This window comes from Accumulibacter sp., from assembly GCF_029255145.1.
GTDB lineage: Bacteria > Pseudomonadota > Gammaproteobacteria > Burkholderiales > Rhodocyclaceae > Accumulibacter.
Map to the genome: position 1 here is coordinate 52,018 of NZ_JAPUVQ010000027.1, position 20,967 is coordinate 72,984.

Here is a 20,967-nt window from a genome sequence, read left to right on the forward strand (position 1 = left end):
CCGGGGCAAGGCGCGTGTACCCCACGCGTTTCAGGCGCACGGGTATAATCGCCGGAGAACCGGTCGACGGCCAGCACATCGATGCTGCAAGCAGCGTTCCGACTGAGCCAGTGCTGCCCGTGCTGTGCAGCAAACCAGGTACCGACGAGGCAAGTCGCGTGACAACGCAATCCCCTTTGGCAGGTGGCCCGATGACCAAGAGCGCTGACCACGACCATGGCATGAATGGAGCAGAATCTGCCCAGTCCGGCATACGAACCATTGTACAGTGGCTGGAGTCGCCAATGGCGCACCTTCCCGCCGACGAGCTTCCTTCCTTGCGGGCGCAGGTCAAGGCGCTGCGTGAGGTTGGTGGAACAGCGAAGCAGCGCGCTTACGCTCTGGATGGCTTGTACACCCGCTGTTCGGCAGTCTTGGCGAAGCTTCTCCCGGAACTGACCGACCTGATGTTGCCGGTACCGCGCAAGACGCGACGACTCGTCCGGAGCGTGCTCGACCTCCTGCAGATGCTCGCCGATGACACCCTGGCGATGCTCGAAGGGCTCGATGGGATGAATACCTCGGACCCCAACCAGGCACCCGATCTCGCCCTTTGGCGAAGCCTCCATGCGCTCGCGCAACAGCTGATGATCAGTCACCTGATTGCCGCTCCGGCTCCGGCCGGCGCCTGGCAGCAGTTGCATCAGACCTATGCCACCGCGCAACGCCTGCAGCTTGCCACTGCAGTCCCTCGCGGCCAGGCGAGCAGTCTGCAAGAAATCTACTACGCGGCGATTCTGCTTGGCTGCGCCCAACCAGCATCCCTGACCGCGCGTGAAGTGCTGTTCCTGGCGGCATACTTCGAACGTTTTGCCGGCCACATCGAAGCCATTTCGGCGCTTGCCACCGTCGCCCCGGGGGCCTTCTGGATCGATCCCGCGCGCGATGTCGCCGCCTTGTCGTTCTCGCGCAGGCTGGCACCATCAGCCTCCCCTTTCGAGTGTTTTTCATGCGCCCGCCTGGGCGTGCTGCTCAAGACGCAAGTCGCCCAGCTTGACGCGGGCACGCCGCCGCAGGAGATCGGCCTGCCGGACTTCGCCGGCACGCCCGCCGGGGTCGGCGTCCTTCGCCGCTTGGCGGGACGCTGGAGCGAAGCGGGGAAGCGCCGTTATCAACGCCGCCGGCAGAGCTATCGGACGGTCCTCAGTACCGGCGGTATCGACGAACTCTGGCAACTCTGCAAGAACGGCAATGCGGCAAGCGTCGGGCTGTCGAGTTGGATGATTACCAACGAAAGCCCGGATGGTTATGCGGTAATGCATGTTTCTGGCAAGATTGGCGCACTCTCGGTGGGAAACGTTGCCGCGGTCCGTACCGGGGACGAACAGAACTGGCAGATTTGCGTGGTCCGCTGGGCGGTATCGGAGAACCCCGAGCACCTTGAACTGGGTCTGCAGATCCTGGCGCCGAGAGCGGTGCCCGCGCTCCTCGCCCGGCCGTCGGACAGCCAGGCCGAAGAACATCTGCGAGTCCTTATCCTTCCCGAGATTCCGCTGCTCCGATCCAGTCAATTGCTGGTCGTCGCGTCCGGCGCCTTGAGCAAGCAGAGCAAGAAGCTGCTGCTGATCATTGAGGAGCAGAACCTGTCGGTCCGCGAGGTCAAGAGCATCTGCGTTGACGAGCAGACCGGTAGCGTCGAGATCCTGTCGATCGAGCCTGATCAGAGCGATCTCTAGGACGACGAGTCACGGCTGCCGTAACACCTCCTGAAAAGGCGGGTAGGGTCGCCGCGACCAGAATCAGGGAGGCGACTGCCGTTAGCTGGCCGCCCTTTTCGGAGGACTCCAGGACGTACTCGATGATCATCCCGGCGCCGGACTCCGGCAGCAGGCTACGCGCCGGATGCACTCGAGCTGCGCGACGATCCTTGGAGAGCAAGGGATGTTGGCGACAATGCTCGTCAGCACAGCGACCAGCGGTACCAGCGCAAGCAGCGTGGTGAAGGCAAGTCTGGCACTGGTGTCTTGAAGTCCTCCTTGACGAAGCGACGCTCGATGCCGGCGATGAAAAGAAATCGGGGAAAGCTCCGGGAAAGCATGAGCGCGTGATGATCCCGAAAGTAGGCTGCGATACACTGCCGAGGCTGGCTCGTTACCCGACAGCTGCCGGTAGCAAGCCGGCTGCCGGGCCCCCGCCCGGCAGCCTCGGGCAGGCGGATGACAGCATTTGGACTGCCATAAGAGGTGCGCCAAGGCCGCCGAAGAGGCGACGGTTCAAGGCGCGCCACCGACGCTGGCGGTCGGTCAACGACGAATTTCAGGATATTGGCCCGATGCGGGAAGTTCTTGTTCTCTACTACAGCCATCGAGGATCGGTGCGGGCGCTCGCCCAGCAGATCGCGCGCGGCATCGAGTCGATCGACGGCGTTTCCGCTCGTCTGCGAACGGTCCCGAAGGTGTCCACCGTTTGTACGGTGAGCGCCCCGGAGATACCTGCTGCCGGGGCTCCCTATGTGGAAGCGGCCGACCTCGCGCAGTGCGCCGGACTGGCGCTCGGCAGCCCGACCCGCTTCGGCAACATGGCGGCGCCGATGAAGTACTTCTGGGACGGCACCGCTGCCGAATGGTCGGCTGGAACCTTGGCCGGCAAGCCAGCCTGCGTCTTCACCTCGACGGCCAGTGCCCATGGCGGGCAGGAAAGCACGCTGCTGTCGATGATGCTGCCGCTGTTCCATCACGGCATGCTGCTGGTAGGCCTGCCCTATGGTGAAACGGCGCTATCAAGCACGCGCAGTGGTGGCACACCCTACGGAGCCAGCCATGTGGCTGGTGCCGAAGGCAACCCGACACTCAGCGACGAGGAACGCCAACTCGCTTTCGCACAAGGAAGGCGCCTGGCGACCATCGTCATGCAGTTCAGCCGATGATCATCCGCGCACTGTATTTGACCGCATGCGGCAGCCTGATCGCGCTGATCTTCCTGTGCCTTGCCTGGGAACTGCGGCTGGCGCCGGTCCAGCCGGGTGGCTCATGGCTGGCGTTGAAGTGCCTGCCGCTGCTGACGCCGCTGTTCGGAATCCTCAATGGTCGCCGCTACACCTATCAGTGGGCGAGCATGCTGATCCTGCTCTATTTCACCGAAGGGATAGTGCGCGCCACCAGCGAACGGGGACTGGGGCAGTCGCTGGCGATCGCCGAAACGCTGCTGGCGATCGTTTTCTTCTGCGCCACGGTCGCCTACTCCAGACTCACTCGCCCGTCGGTACACGGCCAGCCGTCCATCGCCTCGGACAGTCGTCGGGAGTAGACTCAAACGTCGGCCTGAGGGTCGAGGCGGTCGGGCACCTGGAGTTTGTTCAAGGCATTGAGGTAGGCTTTCGCCGAGGCGATGACGATATCGGTGTCAGCACCATTGCCATTGACGATGCGGCCATCCTTCCCCAGACGCACGGTCACTTCACCTTGCGCATCGGTGCCCGTGGTGATGGCATTGACTGAATAGAGCAGCAACTCGGCGCCGCTGGCGGCAATCGACTCGATCGCCTTGAAGGTCGCGTCGACCGGGCCGCTGCCCACCCCCGATGTCTTCTGCTCGACGCCATCGACAATCAAGGTTACCGCCGCCGCAGGCGTCTCACCGGTCTCCGAACACACCCGCGAATAGGCCAATTTGTAGTACTCGCCGTCCTGCGTGAGGTCTTCGCCAGAAACCAGTGCCTGCAGGTCTTCGTCAAAGATCTCGTGCTTCTTGTCGGCCAGTTCCTTGAAGCGCGCAAACGCCGTGTTCAAGGCCTCTTCGCTGTCCAGCACGATGGCCAGCGCCGACAGGCGCGACTTGAAAGCATTGCGTCCCGAGTGCTTGCCGAGCACCAGCTTGTTCTGAGCCCAGCCGACGTCCTCGGCACGCATGATCTCGTAGGTTTCACGGTGTTTGAGCACCCCATCCTGATGGATTCCGGATTCGTGGGCGAAGGCGTTGGCACCAACCACTGCCTTGTTGGGTTGGACGGGGTAGCCCGTAATCTGCGAAACCAGCTTGGAAGCCGGAACAATTTGCGTCGTATCGATGCGCGTCTGGACCGGGAATAGATCGCTGCGGGTTCTTACCGCCATGACCACCTCTTCGAGCGAGGCGTTCCCTGCCCGTTCGCCAAGGCCGTTGATCGTGCATTCGACCTGGCGGGCGCCGGCCAGCACCGCTGACAGCGAATTGGCGACGGCCATCCCCAGGTCATTATGGCAGTGGGTTGACCAAACCACCCGGTCAGCCCCGGGTACCCGCTCGATCAGCGTCCGCATCAGTTCGCCCCACACCGACGGGACGCTGTAGCCAACCGTATCGGGAACGTTGATCGTCCGCGCGCCAGCCTTGATCACTTCCGCAAAGACAAGGCAAAGGAAATCGACGTCGGAACGTACCGCGTCCTCAGCCGAGAACTCGACATCATCGGTATACTCGCGCGCCCAGCGTACTGCCCGCACCGCCGATTCGACCACCTGATCAGGCGTCATCCGCAGCTTCTTCTCCATGTGAATCGGGCTGGTGGCGATGAAGGTATGAACCCGGCCACGCGCTGCCGGCCCGATGGCTTCGCCGGCACGACGAATATCATTCTCGTTGGACCGGGCAAGCGAACACACCGTAGACTCTCGGATGACGCTGGCTATCGATTTGATGGCGTCGAAATCGCCCGGAGAGGCGGCGGCAAAGCCGGCTTCGATGACGTCGACCCGCATCCGCTCAAGCTGACGGGCGACTCGCAGCTTTTCGTCCTTGGTCATCGAAGCGCCTGGACTCTGTTCGCCGTCGCGCAGGGTTGTATCGAAGATTACCAGATGATCTTTCATGTCCTGATTCCGGAGGTGGGGCGGTAGCTAGCCGGCAAAGCAACCCATGCTGGCCGGGCAAACGACCTAGACTGCACTGGTCTGGGGGGTTCATTCTAGCGCGCGAGGCGCAGCAACGACCGTTCACGGAACGGGGCCAAGCAGACGGAACATATCAACCGGCCGATCCTGACGACCATACGAGCCGCTTCGAATCGCCATGTCAATGAACTCTACAGGCCGCTTCGTCAAGCGCCCTACTCCACCGACGGCGACGGCGGTGGCGGTGGCGTCGTCTTGCGCCGGATTCGGCGAATCAACGCCAGCACGTAACCTGATAGCGCGTAGGCGACGAACAGGCCGAACAGGGCGAGCGGCGTGTCGTAGGCGAGCACGGCAAACGCCAGGGCAATGGCTACCACGAAAATAAAAGGGACGCTGCGTCGCAGGTTGACGTCCTTGAAACTGTAGAACTGGATATTGGTCACCATCGAAATCCCGGCAAAGATCACCAGCGCGCAGGCAAACCAGCGCACATGCCCGGCCGCGACGTCCTTGTCGATCATCACCCACAGGAAACCGGCCACCAGCGCCGCTGCCGCCGGGCTCGGCAGACCCTGGAAGTAACGCTTGTCGATGACTTCCAAGGTAGTATTGAAGCGAGCCAGGCGCAGCGCCGCCCCGGCGCAATAGATGAAGGCCGCTATCCAGCCGAGCCGCCCCATGTTCTTCAGTGCCCACGCGTAGGTCACCAGCGCTGGCGCGACACCAAAGGAGACCATGTCCGAAAGCGAATCGTACTCGGCGCCGAAGGCGCTTTGCGTGCGGGTCATCCTGGCCACGCGCCCATCGAGGCCATCGAGCACCATCGCCACGAAGATCGCCACAGCAGCCTGTTCGAAGCTGCCCGTCATCGCCTTGACGATGGCGAAGAAACCGCAGAACAGCGCTGCCGTGGTGAACAGGTTGGGCAGCAGGTAGATGCCGCGGCGCCGCAACTCCGGGTTGAAAAGGGTCTTGCGAGGCTTGATTTCGGGCATTGCGCTGTGGTCTGAAAGCGGCCGCTGCGGAGAGGAAGCTGCTGCCGCCTCCCGCAACAAGTCACGGAATCCTTCAGTTCCTGGTCTGATCAACCAGTCTGTTCTTCTTGATCCAGGGCATCATGTCACGCAGCTTGGCGCCGACGATCTCGACCTCGTGCTGGGCCATCAGGCGGCGACGCGCGGTCATCTGCGGATAGTTGGTCCGCCCTTCGAGGATGAACATCTTCGCGTAGTCGCCGCTCTGAATTCGCTTGAGAGCCGCGCGCATGGCTGCACGTGAGCTCTCGTTGATCACTTCGGGGCCGGTCACATACTCGCCATACTCGGCGTTGTTCGAAATCGAGTAGTTCATGTTGGCGATGCCGCCTTCGTACATCAGGTCGACGATCAACTTGAGCTCATGGAGACACTCGAAATACGCCATCTCCGGCGCGTACCCTCCTTCGACCAGCGTCTCGAAGCCCATCTTGACCAACTCGACGGCGCCACCGCAGAGCACTGCCTGCTCGCCAAAAAGGTCCGTCTCGGTCTCCTCGCGGAAGTTGGTCTCGATCACGCCGCCCTTGGTCCCGCCGTTGGCTGCGGCATAGGAAAGGGCGATGTCGCGAGCCTTGCCGGAGCGATCCTGATGGACGGCGATCAGCGACGGCACGCCGCCGCCCTTGAGGTACTCCGAGCGTACCGTATGGCCAGGGCCCTTCGGCGCCACCATGATCACATCCACGTCGTCACGCGCCACTACCTGGTTGTAGTGCACGTTGAAACCGTGCGCGAACGCCAGCGCCGCACCCTTCTTCAGGTTTGGTGCCACCTCCAGGTTGTACACCTGCGGGATGGTCTCGTCAGGCAGCAGCATCATTACCACATCGGCGCCCTTGACCGCACTGGCGACTTCATCGACCTTCAGGCCAGCGCTCTCGGCCTTGCTCCAAGAAACCCCGTCCTTGCGCAGACCGACGGTTACCTTGACTCCTGAATCACTCAGGTTCTGCGCGTGTGCATGGCCCTGCGAGCCGTAACCAACGATGGTGACCTGCTTTCCCTTGATCAGGGAAAGGTCGGCATCCTTGTCGTAGAAAACTTTCATGGCATTTCCTCTCTTGCTGGTCGGTCTAACTAGACTTTTAAAATGCGCTCGCCGCGACCAATGCCGCTCACGCCGGTTCGTACGGTTTCGAGAATCAGCCCAGCGTCGATCGCCTGAATAAAGGAATCGAGCTTCGCTCCGCTGGCGGTCAGCTCGATGACGTAGGTCGATTCGGTCACGTCGATGATATGGCCACGGAAGATATCGGCCAGACGCTTCAGTTCCTCGCGGTCCTTACCCGTTGCCCGCACCTTGAGCAGCATCAGCTCGCGCTCGATGTGCGCCGCCTCGGAAAGGTCGACGACCTTGATTACGTCAATCAGCTTGTTCAGTTGCTTGGTGATCTGCTCGATCACGGCGTCGGTCCCCGAGGTGACGATCGTCAGGCGTGACAGCGAGGTGTCCTCGGTGGGGGCCACGGTCAGCGTCTCGATGTTGTAGCCGCGCGCCGAGAACAGGCCGGCCACCCGCGACAGGGCTCCCGCTTCGTTCTCCAGCAGGATGGAGATAATGTGTCGCATGTTGTCGTTCCCTTACAGGTCTTCGGCCAGGATCATGTCCGCCAGGCCCTTGCCGGCCGCCACCATCGGAAAGACGTTTGCCTTCTGATCGGTGATGAAGTCGATAAATACCAGATCGTCCTTGTGATCGACGAGAGCCCTCTTCAACGCAGCCTCGACGTCCTCCGGCCGCTCTACGCGGATCCCGACGTGACCGTAGGCCTCCGCCAGCTTGACGAAGTCGGGCAGGGAGTCCATGTACGACTCCGAGTACCGACTGCCGTAAAACATCTCCTGCCACTGCCGGACCATTCCCAGGTAGCGGTTGTTGAGGTTGATGATCTTGATTGGCAAACGAAACTGCTTGGCCGTCGACAGTTCCTGAATGCACATCTGGATCGAACCTTCGCCGGTCACGCAGACCACCTGTGCCTCCGGATTCGCCAGCGCGGCGCCCATGGCGTAAGGCAGCCCGACGCCCATCGTCCCGAGACCGCCGGAATTAAGCCAGCGGCGCGGCTGATCGAACTTGTAGTATTGCGCGGCCCACATCTGGTGCTGACCGACATCGGACGTCACGATGGCCTTGCCACCGGTCAGTTCGTAGAGCTTCTCGATGACGTACTGGGGCATGATGACGTTCTTCTTCATGCGGTATTTCATGCATTGCGTGGCACGCCACTCTTCGATCTGCTTCCACCAGTCGGCGAGCACTCCCTGATCCGGGCCCGTGTTGCCGGCGTCGAGCAGTTTGAGCATCTCGTCGAGGACGTCCGGAACGTTACCAACGATCGGCACATCGACCTTGACCCGTTTGGAAATCGACGACGGGTCGATATCGATATGGATGATCTTGCGCGGGATGGTGGCGAAGTTCATCGGATTGCCGATCACCCGGTCGTCGAAGCGCGCACCGATGGCCAGCAGCACGTCGCAGTGCTGCATTGCCAGGTTGGCCTCGACCGTGCCATGCATGCCCGGCATGCCGAGGAACTGCCGGTCGGTCGCCGGGTAGGCGCCCAGGCCCATCAAGGTATTGGTGATCGGAAAACCGAGGCGGCGTGTGAGCCTCGTCAATTGCTCCGAGCCATTGGAGAGAATCACGCCTCCGCCGGTGTACAGCATCGGGCGCTTGGCCTCCAGCAGTAGGTGCACGGCCTTCTTGATCTGTCCCAGGTGCCCCTTGACAACCGGGTTGTACGAACGCAACTGGATCGTCTCGGGATACTCGAATCTGCACTTGGCCGCCGTAATGTCCTTGGGAATATCGACCACCACCGGACCCGGACGACCGCTGTTGGCGATATCGAAAGCCTTCTTGATGGTCACCGCCAGATCGCGCACGTCCTTGACCAGGAAATTGTGCTTGACACAGGGTCGCGTAATGCCCACGGTATCGCATTCCTGGAACGCATCCTGCCCGATGTATTCGGTCGGTACCTGACCCGAGATGATCACCAGCGGGATCGAATCCATATAGGCCGTCGCGATGCCGGTGACCGCATTGGTCGCCCCGGGACCAGAGGTGACCAGGGCCACGCCGACCTTGGTGGTCGACCGCGCCAGACCGTCAGCGGCATGAACTGCCGCCTGTTCATGACGAACCAGAACGTGCTTGACCTGATCCTGCTTGAACAAGGCATCATAGAGGTGAAGGACGGCGCCCCCCGGATAGCCGAATACATAGTCGACCTTTTCTTCCTGCAGGCACCTGATTACAATCTCCGCACCGGTCATCATTGTCATTCCCGTCGCCCCAGCAAGCAAATTGCTCGAAAAAAGTCTGCAACGTTAAGGCTTCGGCTTGGATTGGTCAAGGCATTCACCGAAACCGCCGCCTGCGACAGCAGCATCCCACCCGACAACAGCAAGGATCGACGCTCTGGCCAGCCAACGCGAACTGTCAGATTTTCTCACTGCAGTCGAACGCCGTGCTTTCAAGCAAGCGATGTTCGCAGTGCGCAATGAAGAGTCCGCGCTAGATATCGTCCAGGACACGATGATGAAGCTCGCCGAAAAGTACGGCGACCGCCCTGCCACCGAGTTGCCGATGCTTTTCCAGAGGATTCTGCAAAATACGATTCGCGACTACTATCGACGAAGCAAGGTACGGTCCTTGTGGACCACACTGCTATCCGCCCTTTCGCCGAGCGATGATGAGGATCACGACCCGCTGGAAACCATCAGTGGCGAATCGGGGTCCACGGTGCCCGACACCCCGCATGGCCAGTTCGAGCAGGCCCAGATCATGGGAATGATCGAGAAAGAGATAGAATTGCTGCCTGGCCGTCAACGGGAAGCCTTCCTGTTGCGTTACTGGGAGGATATGGACGTTGCCGAAACTGCGTCGGTCATGGGCTGCTCAGAAGGCAGCGTCAAGACACACTGCTCTCGCGCCAACCACGCTCTCGCGGCAGCACTGAAAGCAAAGGGAGTAACCCTATGAATGAACTGCATTTTGCCTACAAAGCGAGGCAACATCTGAATTGCGGTCTGCGCGAGCTGCCGCCCGCAACGCGCGCGCGTCTGGAAGCCGCCAGGCAGCGGGCTCTGGCTCGGCAAAAAGTCGCCGTCCACCAATCGGTGCTGGCCACGACGGGCAGTTTCATCAACGACCACTGGGAAAACCTACACCTCAAGCAGGTTTTCGTGGCCCTGGCCCTCGTTGCCGGCGTTGCGACCTACACCTACTGGCAGGCGGATCAGAATATCGTGGAACTGGAGGCCATCGATAGCGCCCTGCTGGCCGGCGACCTGCCGGTTGCGGCACTCACCGACCGGGGCTTTGATGCATGGCTGAAAAGCTCCGCATCGCAGTAATCCTCAGCAGTCTTGTTGCCGCTACGGGCTGGGCCGACGTGCTCAGCCCGGCGGCAATTGCGACGCCGGCGCAGCCGCAATGGAGCGAACTGACGGTGGAACAGAAAGTCGTCCTCGCCCCGCTCGGCTATGACTGGGATGCGATGGACTATCCCCGCCGGAAAAAATGGCTGGGAATAACGCGGCGTTTCTTCACCATGATGCCCGAAGAACAGCGTCGAATTCAGGGACAGATGCAGAATTGGGGACAGCTGACGCCCGAGCAAAGGCGTGTCGCACGCGAGAACTTCCTCGCCGCCAACAAACTGCCGGTCGATAAGAAGCAGGAACTGCGGCAGAAATGGGAGGAATACTCCAGCCTGCCCGAAGAAGAAAAGGAAAGGCTGAAACAGGAAGCGGCCAGAATGCCGGCGGCCAAAGCAGGGCCGGCCAGCGGCGCGCCGGGCACCCTGAAGCCAAGCCCGCCGCCTCTGCTGCCGCCGGGCGGCCATCCGCCAGCGCCGACAACCACGCCAGGAGCATTGCCGGCCAACGCCACCGAAGCCAAGGACTGAGCTGATGCTGGTGCCGGAACCCGTCAGGCGACCAAGTATCGTGCGCCGTCTGGCCAGCATGTTCTATGAGTCCTTGTTGTTGCTTGCCGTCCTTACGGCGCTGGTCTTTCTGCCGCATTTCCTGTTGGGCGCCCTCGCCCATCAGTTTGCCACCCGAGTCGTGGTGCAGGCCCACTTCTTTCTCGTATTGCTGGTCTATTTTCTCTGGTTCTGGAGCAATGGCGGTCAAACGCTGGCCATGAAAACGTGGCGGATCCGGCTGGTGACCGATGAAGGGCTGGCGGTTCGCCCGGCACAGGCTCTGCTCCGCTATCTGCTTTGCTGGCCCAGCATCGCCCTGGGCGGCGCGGGAATCTTGTGGGCACTGGTGGACCGCGACCATCTGTTCCTGCACGACCGGCTGGCCGGCACGCAACTGGTGATAAAATGAGCGCCGATCAGCGCCGCTCCACCCACCAGATCATGACCATCGCCGCCAACAGGAACAACGCCGATGGCGTTACCGCACTGAGCACCGGCGACCAGCTGTTGATCGCACCGAGATTCGAGAACAAACCGTTGAGCATGTGGAACAGCACGCCGGTCATCACCCCCGCGAAAATTTTCAGACCCACCCCATCGCCCCGGTAGTGCGTCCCGCCGAACGGCAGTGCCAACGCGACCATCACAAACGCCGCCAGCGGGTAGACCACCTTCTTCCAGAATGCTATGTCATAGCGATTGGTCGTCTGGCGATTTTCCGACAGGTGCCTGGTATAGGTGGACAGGTGGCGAAGCGACATTCGATCGGGTGAAACCATCAACACCGCGAGAATGTCCGGGTTCAGCGCCGATCGCCACAAGATCTCCGGCATCTTCTGCACTTCCGAACGTTCGGCGTGCAGGATGGTCTTCGCCACGCCGGTCAGCCGCCAACTGTCTGGGACAACGTACTCACCCGCTTCAGCTTCGGTAACCGAGTGCAACCTCGCACTCTGATCGAATTCGTAGATGCGGATTCCCCGTAAACGAGTATCCGGCAGGACCACCCGCACATTGATGAAACTGCGCTCATCCTTGACCCACAGGCCAGAACGTAGATCCTGCCCGACCATCCGGCCACGTTCCTTCAAGCGCAGTTGATTGGCGGCCCGCTCGGCCGGCGGCGCCACATACTCGCCGATCAGAAAAGTGGCCACCGCAAACGCGCCCGCCACCTGGAACAGGCCCAGCAACAAGGCGCCCGACGACAGCCCGGAGACCCTCAAGACGGTGATCTCCGAATGTCGCGCCAGGGTGGACAGCGCGTACAGCGTACCGATCAGGACGGCAATCGGCATCAGTTCATAGACGCGCCCCGGCACTCGCAGCAGAACGAAAGCAAAAGCGTGCTGTAGCCGGTAGCCTCCCTGTCCGACGTTGTTGATCTCACCGAGCATGTCGAAGAAAGCGAACAAGGCCAGAAACGCCAGCAAGACCAGCAGCACGGCGCCAAACACCTCGCGCGCGATGTAGCGACGATAGATCTTCATCGAGCCAAACGCTGGAAAGACGACACGGCGATACGATGGTAGAACATCAACGGCAGAAGACAGAGCATCATCGCGTGCGGCGCCAGCATGCCCAGAACAAACGAGACCTTGCCGCCCGCCACCCAGCTCTCGCTGATGGTCAGCAGATTGTTGTAGAGCACGTACACTAGAATGGCCAGCAGCATATTCGCCGAGCGCCCGGCACGCGGATTGACGAATGACAGGGGGATTGCCAGCAAGACCAGCACGATTGCTGAAAGCGGCATGCCGATGCGCCACAGCAATTCGGCCCGATAGGCCGGCAGGTCCACTTGCAGCAACTCCAGGACGGGCATGTTCTTGGGTGTCCGCTGGATGCCGCGTGCTTCCTTGGTTTCCAGGCGAACGGCATAGCGCGCATACTCCAGGATTCTGAAACCTGCCGTGCCGGAGTCCAGCTCGTAACGGCGGCCGTCCTGCAGGACGATGAAACGATCCCCGTTTGCCGCGATCTCCTGATGACCGGTGCCGGCCATGGTTACGCCCAGACGCCCCGCCTGGACTTCACTGACAAACACGTTGCGCACGTGGCTGGTATCATCGGCGATGCCTTCGACGAAAATCACCCGGTCGCCGGACGATGATTCCTGAAAGCTGCCTGGTGCCACCTGCCCGGCATCCTTTCGATTGCTCAGCTTGCCGCGAAACTCGGTGCTTTGCGACAAGGCCCACGGCGACAGGAAAATGGAAAGAGCCGCAATGGTCACCACCAGCGGCAAGGCGAAGGTCAGGACCGGTCGTACCCAGGCGGTGAGCGACAATCCCGACGAGAACCAGACCACCATCTCCGAATCACGATAGCTGCGCGAAAGGGTCAGCAGGATGGCCACAAACAAGGACAAGGACAATAGCGGCGGAAGGTAATTGAGCGACGCGAAACCCAGCAACGCTGCCACCGCGCCCGGGTCAACACTGCCTTGCGCTGCTTCACTCAGCAGTCGGATCAACTGCGTGGTCACCATGATCGCAAAAAGCGCAGTGAAAACACCGGCGGTCGAGTGGGCGAACTCGCGTCTGGCGGCGCGCTGAAAGATCATTCTTTGACTTTGGTGAAAAACTGCAGTGATAATCGGCGCCTTGGACGAAACACGCCTTTACTGAGGAGAGCGAGTGGAATTTAGCATAAAAAGTGGCAGCCCGGAGAAGCAGCGCAGCGCCTGCGTGGTGGTCGGCGTCTTCGAACCGCGCAAGCTGACACTGGCTGCCGAACTCATCGACAACGCTGCCCGCAGCCATCTTTCGGACATCATTCGCCGTGGCGACATGGAGGGAAAGGCTGGCTCCACACTCCTGGTGCACAACGTCCCGGGAACGCTCTGCGACCGCGTGTTGCTGGTCGGGCTCGGCAAGGAAAAGGAATTCGGCGACCGCGAGTATTGCGACGCCATTCGCAGCGCGGTACGGACGCTGAACGAAACCGGGTCGTTTGACGGCACCGTCTTCCTGACCGAAACCAACGTCAGGAAACGCAGTTCGGCGTGGCGCGTGCGCCAGGCGGCAATCGTCGCCGAGCAGACCGTCTATCGCTTCGATCAGTTCAAGAGCAAGAAGGACAAGGTTCGTCGCCCTCTACGCAAGCTCACCTTTGTCGTTGATCGGCGCAACGAACTGGCCGCCGCCGAAGAGGCTTTGAGCCAGGGGCAAGCCATCGCCGAAGGCATCGCGCTGGCGATGAACCTCGCCAACCTGCCCGGCAACGTATGCACCCCCAGCCATCTCGCGGAGGCTGCGCAGCAGATCGCCGCAGAGCACAAGATCGACTGCCAGATCCTGGAGCGTGACGAGATGGCTGCACTGGGCATGCACTCGCTGCTGTCCGTCGCCAAAGGCTCGCACCAGGCGCCGAAGCTCATTGTTCTGCAGTACAAGGGGGGCAAGAGCGACGAGAAGCCGGTGGTGCTCGTCGGCAAGGGCGTCACCTTCGATACCGGCGGTATTTCGCTGAAACCGGCGCCGGAAATGGACGAAATGAAGTATGACATGTGCGGTGCCGCCAGCGTCCTCGGCGCGATCAAGGCAACAGCGCTGATGAAGCTGCCGATCAACCTGACAGTGCTCGTGCCCAGCACTGAAAACATGCCCGGCGGCGGCGCCACCCGGCCGGGAGACATCGTCACCTCGATGTCTGGCCAGACCATCGAGATCCTCAACACCGACGCTGAAGGTCGCCTGATTCTCTGCGACGCGCTGACCTACGCCGGACGCTTCGATCCAGATACGGTGATCGACGTCGCCACTCTGACCGGCGCCTGCGTCATCGCCCTTGGCCATGTCGCCAGCGGCTTGTTCGCCAACAACGAGGCACTGGCCCGTGACCTCGAAAATGCCGGTGATGAAGCGCACGACCGGGCTTGGCAAATGCCCCTGTGGAACGACTACCAGGAACTTCTCAAGAGCCCGTTCGCCGACATGGCAAACATCGGTGGGCGATCGGGCGGCAGCATCACCGCCGCCTGCTTTCTCGCCCGTTTTACCAAGAAGTACGTGTGGGCTCACCTCGACATCGCCGGCACCGCCTGGAAGTCAGGCGCCGACAAGGGCGCGACCGGACGACCGGTACCCCTGCTGATGCACTACCTGCTGAAGCGCGCCGGGAAAATCGGGTGACCCAGATCTTCTTCTTCCATAACGCCACCGACCGGATCGCCGCAACGGTAGTACTGATAGTCAAGGCCGTCGCCCAGAAGAAGCGCCTGCTCGTCTACGCGCCGGATGCAGCGCTTGCCGCCGCACTCGACCGTCAGCTGTGGACCACCCCGCCGACCGGTTTTGTCCCGCACGTCGATGCCAACTCGCCGCTGGCCAGCGAGACGCCGGTGCTGATTGCCGGTGCGATCGAGTCGGTGTCGCACAACGAGCGGCTGTTCAATCTCTCCAGCGACGTGCCGCCGGGGTTTGCTCGCTTTACCAGCCTGATCGAAGTGGTCGGACAAGGCGAGGAAGACCGCGCCAACGGCCGCAAACGAGCCAGATTCTACAAGGATCGCGGCTATGACGTCAGGTATGTCGATTACTCGGGGAGAAACTGATGGCCGACGACAAGGACCTGCTCAGCCGGGCCGACTCACTGATCAAACCGGAAGGAGCCGCCAACAGCGAGCGCCGCGAGAGCACCCGCCAGATGCGCCGGCGGCGCAGTTTTCTGGCCTCGCCAACGCCTTCGGATGTTGAGCGTTTTGCATGGCGAAGCAGCGAAGACGATGGCCTGCCGCTACTGACCGAGGTAGTGGTTCCCGAGGAACCCGAGCCTGAAGAGAGCGTCGAGAGTATTGCCGCCGGCCTGAGACCCGCCCTTGCCGCCGATCTCGCAAGACTGATCGACTGTCATCTGGCCGCCGAGTTGCCGGCGCTGGTCGACGCCAGCTTGCGCGAGGCTTCGGATCAGTTGCGACACGGCATCGAGACGACGCTCGCCGCCGCCTTGCGCGACTTTGTCGGTCAGCGCGGGCAGCTGCCGCTGCCACTGGAAGATCCCGACAGCAGCGAAGCAACGGCCGCCGACGAGGAGTAAGCGGGAGTCGCTGGACGTATTGCCGGAAGGCGGCGCCGCCACCCGGAGCGGCCGTTCGATCCGGTATAATGCGCGCTCCTGCAATCCACCCGTTCGCCCTCATGGAACTCGCCAAGAGCTTTGAACCAGCAGACATAGAGCGTCGCTGGTACCCCGAATGGGAAGCCCGAGGCTACTTCGGCGCCGGTCTCTCTGCCGATAAACCTGAAGCCTTCTGCATCCTCCTGCCGCCGCCCAACGTCACCGGCACCCTGCATATGGGCCATGGCTTCAACCAGGCGATCATGGATGCGCTCACCCGCTACCATCGCATGCGCGGCGACAACACGCTGTGGCAGCCTGGTACCGATCACGCGGGTATCGCGACCCAGATCGTCGTCGAGCGCCAGCTCGACGCGCAGGGGATCTCGCGACACGATCTGGGCCGCGAGAAGTTTCTCGAAAAAGTCTGGCAGTGGAAGGAATTCTCGGGAAGCACGATCACCCAGCAGATGCGTCGCCTTGGCACCTCTCCCGACTGGAGCCGTGAGCGCTTCACGATGGACGCCGGCCTGTCGAGGACGGTCACCGAGACCTTCGTCCGACTGTACAGGGAAGGCCTGATCTACCGCGGCAAGCGCCTGGTCAACTGGGATCCGGTGCTGCAGACCGCAGTCTCCGATCTGGAAGTGGCGCAAGAGGAGGAGCAGGGCAAGCTGTGGCATATCCGCTATCCGCTGACCGACGGTAGCGGCACGCTGACGGTCGCCACGACGCGGCCGGAGACGATGCTTGGCGACACGGCGCTGATGATCCATCCGGAAGACCAACGTTATCGTCACCTGCTTGGGAAAACGGTCAGACTGCCCCTTTGCGACCGGGATCTCCCGATCATCGCCGACGCCTACGTGGACCCGGCGTTCGGTACCGGCTGTGTCAAGGTGACGCCCGCCCACGACTTCAACGACTACGCGGTCGGCCAACGCCACAAGCTGCAGATGATTCCGATCCTGACGCTCGACGCGAAGATCAACGCGAATGCGCCGGCCCGCTATCAAGGCCTGGATCGCTTCGCCGCACGCGAACAGATCGTCGCCGACCTCGAGCAACAAGGCTATCTCGACAGGGTCGAAGCGCACGCGCTGAAAGTGCCACGCGGCGACCGCACCGGGGTGGTCATCGAGCCGATGCTGACCGACCAGTGGTTCGTGGCGATGAGCAAGACCGGTGCCGACGGCAGCAGCATCGCCGGCAAGGCTCTGGACTGCGTGGCCTCCGGCGAAGTCAGGTTCTTCCCCGAGAACTGGGTCAACACCTATAACCAGTGGCTGAACAATATTCAGGACTGGTGCATCTCGCGGCAGTTGTGGTGGGGCCACCAGATTCCCGCCTGGCACGGCGATGACGGGCGGATTTTCGTCGCCCACGACGAGTTCGAAGCGCGAGCCGAGGCCACTGCGCAGGGCTACTGCGGCCCACTGACGCGCGACCCGGATGTGCTCGATACCTGGTACTCATCCGCGCTGTGGCCGTTCTCGACGCTCGACTGGACACCCCAATGGCCAGCCGAAACAAATCCGGCGCTCGAACTGTATCTGCCGTCTACGGTCCTGGTGACCGGTTTCGACATCATCTTCTTCTGGGTTGCCCGGATGGTGATGATGACCCGGCACATCACCGGCAGGATCCCCTTCAAGCACGTCTACGTGCACGGTCTGATCCGCGACGCGGAAGGCCAGAAGATGAGCAAGTCGAAGGGCAACGTCCTCGACCCGATCGACCTGATCGACGGGATCGACCTCGAAGCGCTGATCGCGAAGCGTACCAGCGGCCTGATGAACCCCAAGCAGGCCAAGCAGATCGAAGAGCGTACGCGCAGGGAATACCCCAAAGGAATACAGGCTTTCGGTACCGACGCTCTGCGTTTCACCTTCCTGTCGCTGGCCAGCCCCGGGCGCGACATCAAGTTCGACCTCGGCCGCTGCGAGGGCTACCGCAACTTCTGCAACAAGCTGTGGAACGCGACACGCTTCGTGCTGATGCATACCGCCGGTCAGGATCTCGGGCTGACGGCGTGCACGCCAGGGCAGTGCGAGACGGCGCTGCGCTTCTCGTTCGCCGACCGCTGGATCGTCAGCAAGCTGCAGCGCACTGAGGTCGAGGTCGCGCAACACTACGCCGACTACCGCTTCGACCTGCTGGCGCGCTCGATCTACGAGTTTGTCTGGGACGAGTTCTGCGACTGGTATGTCGAATTGTCGAAGGTTCAACTACAGACCGGCACGGAACCGGAAATCCGCGCGACACGCCGGACGCTGGCACGGGTTCTGGAGGTCGTCCTGCGCCTTGCCCACCCGCTGTTGCCATTCATTACCGAGGAACTATGGCAGGCTCTGGCACCGATAGCCGGTCGCAAGACGCACGACTCGATCATGCTCGCAGCCTATCCGCGGGCGCAGGTGGAGAAGATTGATCCGAACAGCGAGAGCAGAATCCAGCAACTCAAGGATCTGGCCTACGCCTGTCGCAACCTGCGCGGCGAAATGAATCTCTCACCGGCGCAGCGAGTGCCGCTGCTGGCCACTGGCAACAACGACTCACTCGCCGGGCTTGCCCCCTATCTCAAGCCGCTGTGCAAACTTTCGGAGATGCAGATCGTCGACGGTCTTCCCTCCGACGCCAGCGCACCGGTCGCCATCGTCGGTGAGACCAAGCTGATGCTGCAGATCGAGATTGACCTCGCTGTCGAAAGCGAGCGCCTGGAGAAGGAAATCGCCCGCCTGACCGGCGAGATTGGCAAAGCCCAGGCCAAACTGGCCAACGAGAGCTTCGTCGCGCGCGCGCCGGTAGCGGTAGTCGAGCAGGAGAGGAAGCGCCTCAACGCCTTCATCGCCACGCTCGACAAACTCGAACCGCAACGCCAACGTCTGCAGCGCAGCTAGGATTTCCCTTCGGTTGTTGCCATCGCAGAAGGCGTCGGATCCTGCTCGCCGGTCGCCCCACTCAACTACTCAACCACTCAACGCTCGACAAGCACCGGCAGCAGGCCGCGCAAGGCGTTGCCGACATAGACCGCGGCCCCCTGCAGCAAGTCCTCACGGCGCAGCACCTGTTCGACGGCGCGCCCGGAGTCGAGCAGCGTTCGCCGCAGGACGCCCGGCAGCAGACCGCAGGTCAACGGCGGCGTCAGCAACACCCCCTGACGTTCGACAAAGACGTTGCTGCGCGCCCCTTCGCAGACTTCGCCACGGCTGTTGAAAAAAATCGCGTCAAACACCGTTGGCCGCGCAGCCAGGGCGGCCAACGTGCGGTCATAGAGCGCCCGCGCGGTGGTCTTGTGGCGCCGCAGGTAGTCGTCGTCCGGGAGCACTTCGGTGGCCAGAACGACACGCCACGCTTGCTGCTGATCGCCGAGCAAAGGCGACACCACGAGCCGGCATCCGCCGTCGTGCGCTAGCGTCAGGCGAACGCGAAAGACGCCGTCCTGCCGAACGGCCGCCGCTGCAGCCAAGGCCGACGAAACATCGGCCAGCACACAACCGAAACCCAGGCAGCGTGCCGATGCTTGCAGACGCTCAAGATGCACGGACAGCAGTGGATACGCACCGCTTTCCAGGCGCAAGGTTTCGACCAGCTCGAATCCCGGATCGAAAGAGGTCAGGAAACTCGCCTTCAGCAGGCACTCGGCGTACTCACGCGCCGGATCGGCGTCGACCACGATACCGCTGCCCACGCCAAGCCTGGCCTGCTGCTGCGGGCCGACCTCGATGGTGCGAATGGCGACGTTGAAACGGCAGTCACCATCCGGTGCCAGCCAACCCAGCGCGCCAGTATACAGCCCACGCGACACCTCTTCGAGCTCGCTGATCCGTTGCATGGCTCGGATCTTCGGGGCGCCGGCAATCGAACCGCAGGGAAAGAGCGCAGCGAAGAGGTCGGCCAGACTTACCCCGGGCAAGTCCGCGGCGACCGCTGAAACCATCTGCCACAAGGTCGGGTACGCCTCGGCTTCACACAGCGCTTCGACGCAGACTTTGCCCGGCCGCGCCAGACGCCCGAGATCGTTGCGCAGCAGATCGACGATCATCACGTTTTCGGCCCGCTCCTTCGCCGATGAGAGCAAAGCGGCTCGGTTTGCCTGGTCTTCCAGCAGCGTTCGGCCGCGGGCGGCGGTACCCTTCATCGGACGCGCCAGCACCCGCGAACCCGAACGCTCGAAAAACAACTCCGGCGAGAAAGAAAGAATCGTTTCCTCGCTGGTGCACACGTAGCCACCATAGCGAACCGGTTGGCGTTCGCGCAGGCCGGCATAGAGTGCCAGTGGATGTCCGTAAAGCTGGAAAGTCAGCGGAAAGGTGAGGTTGATCTGGTAGCAGTCACCATCGCCGATCCAGTGAAGGATTTGCCCGACCCGCGCAGCGTACTGCGGGGCGTCGACGCCTGGCGACAGTTCGGCAATCCCGGCCAGCCGTTGATGTTCCGGCAAGTTGGCCAACTGCTCTGAGAGAAATGCATCGACTGCTGGTGCATCAAGGCGTCGGCTATCGGCGAAGGCCCAGGCCCGCAGCGGCGGCCGGCGGCACGGCACGGGCGGAAGCGCCCGCTCGAAACTGGCGCCAAGCTCATAATCTGCGGCGAGAACCACCCATTGACCATCGGCAAGGGCGCCATCGATCGCCCGGAAAGCGACTAGCGGGTCGCCGGCTCCTGCGAAGGCGTAGCACCGGCGCCGATCCGTCAGCAACAGGGCGCCGCCGCCGTCGCCGTCCAGCAGTGCAAATGGGGCGCCGGCCAACATCAGCGGCAAACGGGCATCGGGTGCCTGCGCGGCAGAGCCAACTCGACGGCGGTTCCGGTCACCGAAATGCTGTGCTATTTGCGCTTGAGGTAGAACTCCAGGACCTGATTCACCTCGGCACTGGACAACAGCTCATTGCCGGTCTGCTTGGCGAAAGCGTGGAAATCCTTCAGCGAGCCCGGGTCGGTAGCCAGCACGTGCAGCACTTCGCCAGCTGACATCTCGGACAGCGCCTTCTTCGTGCGCAGAATCGGCAGCGGGCAATTCAGGCCCTTGACGTCGAGTTCGCGGTCGAAATGCATGATGGTTGGGTCCACAAC

At 62.1% G+C, this 20,967-nt stretch carries 20 protein-coding genes; 11 read left to right on the plus strand and 9 right to left on the minus strand.

Annotated elements, in window-relative coordinates:
• The first annotated feature begins 284 nt into the window (after positions 1-284).
• The 3 genes from Q1L50_RS02845 to Q1L50_RS02855 all read left to right on the plus strand — a co-directional run bounded on the left by Q1L50_RS02845 (position 285) and on the right by Q1L50_RS02855 (position 3,285).
• Positions 285-1,715 (plus strand): hypothetical protein, encoded by a 1,431-nt coding sequence (locus Q1L50_RS02845; RefSeq protein ID WP_300335759.1) that lies wholly within the window; start codon positions 285-287, stop codon positions 1,713-1,715.
• 596 nt (positions 1,716-2,311) lie between these two features.
• On the plus strand, positions 2,312-2,905 hold the full coding sequence (gene wrbA, locus Q1L50_RS02850) for an NAD(P)H:quinone oxidoreductase (RefSeq protein ID WP_300335760.1): 594 nt from the start codon (positions 2,312-2,314) through the stop codon (positions 2,903-2,905).
• On the plus strand, positions 2,902-3,285 hold the full coding sequence (locus tag Q1L50_RS02855; protein WP_300335761.1) for a DUF2069 domain-containing protein: 384 nt from the start codon (positions 2,902-2,904) through the stop codon (positions 3,283-3,285). The genes wrbA and Q1L50_RS02855 overlap by 4 nt, the downstream gene beginning before the upstream one ends.
• Positions 3,286-3,287: 2 nt before the next feature.
• On the opposite strand, the gene Q1L50_RS02860 is transcribed toward Q1L50_RS02855, so the two are convergent.
• The 5 genes from Q1L50_RS02860 to Q1L50_RS02880 form a co-directional block, all read right to left on the minus strand.
• Positions 3,288-4,826 carry a 2-isopropylmalate synthase gene (locus Q1L50_RS02860; RefSeq protein WP_300335762.1) on the minus strand — a complete coding sequence of 513 codons (1,539 nt, stop codon included), beginning with the start codon at positions 4,824-4,826 and terminating at the stop codon, positions 3,288-3,290.
• Between the two features lie 236 nt (positions 4,827-5,062).
• Positions 5,063-5,845: a CDP-diacylglycerol--serine O-phosphatidyltransferase gene (gene pssA, locus Q1L50_RS02865; RefSeq protein WP_300335763.1), complete on the minus strand. Its 783-nt coding sequence runs from the start codon at positions 5,843-5,845 to the stop codon at positions 5,063-5,065.
• 73 nt (positions 5,846-5,918) lie between these two features.
• Positions 5,919-6,935 carry a ketol-acid reductoisomerase gene (gene ilvC / locus Q1L50_RS02870; RefSeq protein WP_300335764.1) on the minus strand — a complete coding sequence of 339 codons (1,017 nt, stop codon included), beginning with the start codon at positions 6,933-6,935 and terminating at the stop codon, positions 5,919-5,921.
• Between the two features lie 29 nt (positions 6,936-6,964).
• The gene (ilvN, locus tag Q1L50_RS02875) at positions 6,965-7,456 is read right to left on the minus strand and encodes an acetolactate synthase small subunit (RefSeq protein WP_300335765.1); all 492 of its coding nucleotides are present in this window, start codon (positions 7,454-7,456) and stop codon (positions 6,965-6,967) included.
• A gap of 12 nt (positions 7,457-7,468) precedes the next feature.
• A complete protein-coding gene (locus Q1L50_RS02880) occupies positions 7,469-9,181 on the minus strand; it encodes an acetolactate synthase 3 catalytic subunit (protein WP_300335766.1) in 1,713 nt (570 codons plus the stop codon).
• A gap of 136 nt (positions 9,182-9,317) precedes the next feature.
• On the opposite strand from Q1L50_RS02880, the gene Q1L50_RS02885 reads away from it, so the two are divergent.
• The 4 genes from Q1L50_RS02885 to Q1L50_RS02900 are packed head-to-tail and all read left to right on the plus strand — an operon-like array spanning position 9,318 to position 11,239.
• On the plus strand, positions 9,318-9,881 hold the full coding sequence (locus Q1L50_RS02885) for an RNA polymerase sigma factor (RefSeq protein WP_300335792.1): 564 nt from the start codon (positions 9,318-9,320) through the stop codon (positions 9,879-9,881).
• Positions 9,878-10,255: a DUF3619 family protein gene (locus Q1L50_RS02890; protein ID WP_300335768.1), complete on the plus strand. Its 378-nt coding sequence runs from the start codon at positions 9,878-9,880 to the stop codon at positions 10,253-10,255. The genes Q1L50_RS02885 and Q1L50_RS02890 overlap by 4 nt, the downstream gene beginning before the upstream one ends.
• On the plus strand, positions 10,228-10,809 hold the full coding sequence (locus tag Q1L50_RS02895) for a DUF3106 domain-containing protein (RefSeq protein WP_300335769.1): 582 nt from the start codon (positions 10,228-10,230) through the stop codon (positions 10,807-10,809). Before Q1L50_RS02890 ends, Q1L50_RS02895 begins: the two co-directional genes overlap by 28 nt.
• Positions 10,810-10,813: 4 nt before the next feature.
• Entirely contained in the window at positions 10,814-11,239 is a 426-nt protein-coding gene (locus tag Q1L50_RS02900) for an RDD family protein (RefSeq protein WP_300335770.1), read from the plus strand.
• 7 nt (positions 11,240-11,246) lie between these two features.
• Here Q1L50_RS02900 and lptG read toward each other — a convergent pair whose 3' ends face one another.
• Both lptG and lptF read right to left on the minus strand, forming a co-directional pair.
• Positions 11,247-12,320 (minus strand): LPS export ABC transporter permease LptG, encoded by a 1,074-nt coding sequence (lptG, locus tag Q1L50_RS02905; RefSeq protein ID WP_300335772.1) that lies wholly within the window; start codon positions 12,318-12,320, stop codon positions 11,247-11,249.
• A complete protein-coding gene (gene lptF, locus Q1L50_RS02910; protein ID WP_300335774.1) occupies positions 12,317-13,396 on the minus strand; it encodes an LPS export ABC transporter permease LptF in 1,080 nt (359 codons plus the stop codon). Before lptF ends, lptG begins: the two co-directional genes overlap by 4 nt.
• 73 nt (positions 13,397-13,469) lie before the next feature.
• On the opposite strand from lptF, the gene Q1L50_RS02915 reads away from it, so the two are divergent.
• The 4 genes from Q1L50_RS02915 to Q1L50_RS02930 all read left to right on the plus strand — a co-directional run bounded on the left by Q1L50_RS02915 (position 13,470) and on the right by Q1L50_RS02930 (position 18,791).
• Positions 13,470-14,966 carry a leucyl aminopeptidase gene (locus tag Q1L50_RS02915; protein ID WP_300335775.1) on the plus strand — a complete coding sequence of 499 codons (1,497 nt, stop codon included), beginning with the start codon at positions 13,470-13,472 and terminating at the stop codon, positions 14,964-14,966.
• Complete coding sequence (locus Q1L50_RS02920) at positions 14,963-15,388, plus strand: DNA polymerase III subunit chi (RefSeq protein ID WP_300335777.1); 426 nt, start codon at positions 14,963-14,965, stop codon at positions 15,386-15,388. The genes Q1L50_RS02915 and Q1L50_RS02920 overlap by 4 nt, the downstream gene beginning before the upstream one ends.
• The gene (locus tag Q1L50_RS02925) at positions 15,388-15,870 is read left to right on the plus strand and encodes a hypothetical protein (RefSeq protein WP_300335779.1); all 483 of its coding nucleotides are present in this window, start codon (positions 15,388-15,390) and stop codon (positions 15,868-15,870) included. Before Q1L50_RS02920 ends, Q1L50_RS02925 begins: the two co-directional genes overlap by 1 nt.
• Before the next feature lie 101 nt (positions 15,871-15,971).
• Positions 15,972-18,791 carry a valine--tRNA ligase gene (locus Q1L50_RS02930; protein WP_300335793.1) on the plus strand — a complete coding sequence of 940 codons (2,820 nt, stop codon included), beginning with the start codon at positions 15,972-15,974 and terminating at the stop codon, positions 18,789-18,791.
• Positions 18,792-18,868: 77 nt separating this feature from the next.
• On the opposite strand, the gene pabB is transcribed toward Q1L50_RS02930, so the two are convergent.
• Both pabB and Q1L50_RS02940 read right to left on the minus strand, forming a co-directional pair.
• The gene (gene pabB / locus Q1L50_RS02935) at positions 18,869-20,647 is read right to left on the minus strand and encodes an aminodeoxychorismate synthase component I (protein ID WP_300335794.1); all 1,779 of its coding nucleotides are present in this window, start codon (positions 20,645-20,647) and stop codon (positions 18,869-18,871) included.
• A gap of 74 nt (positions 20,648-20,721) precedes the next feature.
• On the minus strand, positions 20,722-20,949 hold the full coding sequence (locus Q1L50_RS02940; protein ID WP_300335781.1) for a sulfurtransferase TusA family protein: 228 nt from the start codon (positions 20,947-20,949) through the stop codon (positions 20,722-20,724).
• Between the last annotated feature and the right edge of the window lie 18 nt (positions 20,950-20,967).